This is a genomic window from Pseudonocardia lacus (genome assembly GCF_018531445.1).
Classification (GTDB): Bacteria; Actinomycetota; Actinomycetes; order Mycobacteriales; family Pseudonocardiaceae; genus Pseudonocardia; species Pseudonocardia lacus.
In genome coordinates this window covers 1-2585 of record NZ_JAHDTH010000410.1, presented here as the reverse complement: position 1 = coordinate 2585, position 2585 = coordinate 1, and the positions used below count along the sequence as shown (strand labels likewise).

The following is a 2585-nucleotide window of genomic DNA, read 5'->3' as shown; positions in this document are numbered from 1 at the left end:
GGTGCAGCGCGGCCAGCGTGCCGGCCGCTCCCCCGCACTGCGCCGGCAGCCCGGCCAGCACGGTCGCCAGGCCGATCCGGGCCCGGTCGATTCCGGCCGCCCAGCCCGCCGCGACCAGGCCGAACGTGGTCGGCAGCGCCTGCTGGCCGAGCGTGCGGGCGATCATCGGGGTGTCGCGGTGGGCCGCGGCCAGCGCGGCGGCGGCGTCGGCCGCGCCGAGCAGGTCGTCCAGCAGCACCTCGCCCGCCCACCCGGTGAGCAGCACGGCCGCGGTGTCCATGACGTCCTGGCTGGTCGCCCCGGGGTGCACCGAGGCACCGGCCGGACCGGCCGCCTCGCGCAGCATCCGGACCAGCGGGATCACCGGGTTGCCGCCCTCGACGGCCTGCCGGCCGAGCTCGGCGGTGTCGACGTCCATCGCCGCGGCGGCGGCCTCGATCGCCTCGGCGTCGGCGGCCGGGACGATGCCGTGCTCGGCCGCGGCGTGGGCCAGCGCGACCTCCACCGCGACCAGCGCGGCGACCCACGCCGCGTCGTCGAGCCGGGCGGTGACCCGGTCGGCCCCGAACAGGGGATCGAGGAGGGCGCTGCTCATGGGGCGTCACCGTACGCGGGTGATCCGCGCGGTCCGGCCGGAGCAACCGGTACCGATGATCGTCGGTATCCCGGCCGGACAAACGGAAGATCAGCCGGTGGCGTCCCCGGCGTCCCGGCCGAGCACGACGGGCAGTTGCTTGAGCCCGCGCACCAGCGTGCTGCGCCGGTGCACGAGCTCGTCCGGGTCGACGGCCAGCGCGATGTCGGGCCGGCGGGCGATCAGCGCGCCGATCCCCTCCTGGCCCTCGATGCGGGCCAGCTGGGCGCCCAAGCAGTGGTGCAGGCCGTGGCCGAACGCCACGTGCCCGGAGGCGTCGCGGTCGACGCGCAGCTCGGCCGGCTCCTCGGTGTGGCGCTCGTCGCGGTTGGCCGCGGCCAGCGACAGCACCACCACCGAGCCCGCCGGGATCACGACACCGCTGTACTCGACGTCCTCGGCGGCGAACCGGGCGGGCGTCGTGTGCACCGGGGAGTCCCAGCGCAGGAACTCCTCCACCGCCGAGCCGATCAGCTCGGGCCGCTCGCGCAGCAGGGCCAGCTGGTCGGGGTGGGTGAGCAGGGCCAGCAGGCCGTTCCCGATGAGGTTGACCGTGGTCTCGTGCCCGGCGATCAGCAGCATCATCGCCATGGCCACGAGCTCGGGCTCGGACAGCCGGTCGTCGTCCTCGGCGACCTGGATCAGCGCCGAGATGAGCGCGTCGTCGGGGTTCTCCCGCTTGGCGGCGATCAGCTCGGACAGGTAGCCGTAGAGCCTGGCCGAGGAGTCGTTGGCCATGCCCTCGGCCCGGTCGGCCGCGTCGACCATGTCGTTGGACCAGGCCGCGAAGTCGTCGCGGTCCTCGGCCGGCACGCCCAGCAGCTCGCAGATCACCAGCACCGGCAGCATGAACGCGTAGCGCGACATCACGTCGACGGCGCCGTCGGCGGGCAGGCCGTCGATCAGCTCGCCGGCGATCTGGGCGACCCGGGGGCGCAGCGCCTCCATCCGGCGCAGCGTGAACGAGCGCGAGACGAGCTTGCGCAGCCGGGTGTGCTCCGGCGGGTCCATCAGGATCATCATCGGGATGGGGGCGACCGGCTTGTCGGCCCGCTGCTCGGGGGGCAGCGTGTAGCGCCAGTCCTTGCTGAGCCGCTGGTCGGCCAGCGCGGCGCGCACGTCCTCGTAGCGGCTGAGGAACCAGACCTCTCCGTCGCCCATCCGCACCTTGCGCACCGGGTGCTCGGCGAGCAGCCCGGCGTAGGCGGGGTACGGGTCGCGCCAGAAGGCGCCCTCGAAGAGTTCCAGTGTGGTGGTGGTCACCGTGCTCCTTCGTGGATCGGTTCAGTGAGCAGGAGCTTACGTGCGGGGTGGCTGCGCCGCCGTGAGCGCGAGCCGGTCGGGACGCAGGGCGGACGCGGCGACGGGCACGTCGGCGGGCACCGGCCCGCCGGTGATCACCGCCGCGCCGAGCGCCGCGAGCGCCGGGGACGACTCGATGCCGAACCCGCCCTGCGCGGCGAAGAACCAGAACCCCGGGTGCCCGGGCCACGCCCCGACGACCGGGCGCCGGTCGGCCACGAACGAGCGCAGGCCCGCCCAGCTGGTGCGCACCGAGCGCAGCCCGAGCCCCGTGGCCGCCTCCACCCGCTCCAGCGCCGTGGCCACGTCGAGCTCGTCGGGACGGGCGTCGGAGGGCTCGACGGGCGTCTCGTCGCCCGGGCTGCACAGCAGCGCCGGGCCGGCCGCGGTCGTCTCGGACTTGAAGTAGAACCGCTCGGCTGCCTCGCAGACCATCGGCAGCACCGGTTCGGGGCCGCGCAGCCGGGCGGCGTCGGGCACCGCGACCACGGCGATCGTGCGGCGCAGCGGGCGCAGCCCCAGCCGCGGCACGCCCGCCATCCCGGCCACCGCGTCGGCCCAGGCGCCCGCGGCGTCGACGACCTCGGCGCAGTCGATGACGACGTCCGCGCCGCCGGTGCCGGCCCGCACGCGCCACCCGCCCGCGACG

Annotated in this window: 3 protein-coding genes; all 3 read right to left on the bottom strand. The window is 75.7% G+C overall.

Annotated elements, in window-relative coordinates; all coding sequences use genetic code 11:
- The coding region (locus KIK08_RS38575; protein WP_250558656.1) for a lyase family protein at positions 1–595 on the bottom strand (595 nt) is incomplete at its 3' end.
- Between the two features lie 90 nt (positions 596–685).
- Positions 686–1897 (bottom strand): cytochrome P450 family protein, encoded by a 1212-nt coding sequence (locus tag KIK08_RS38570; RefSeq protein ID WP_214408258.1) that lies wholly within the window; start codon positions 1895–1897, stop codon positions 686–688.
- A 36-nt stretch (positions 1898–1933) separates the two neighbouring features.
- Positions 1934–2585: NAD(P)/FAD-dependent oxidoreductase (locus tag KIK08_RS38565; protein ID WP_214408257.1), on the bottom strand; the 652-nt coding region annotated here is incomplete at its 5' end.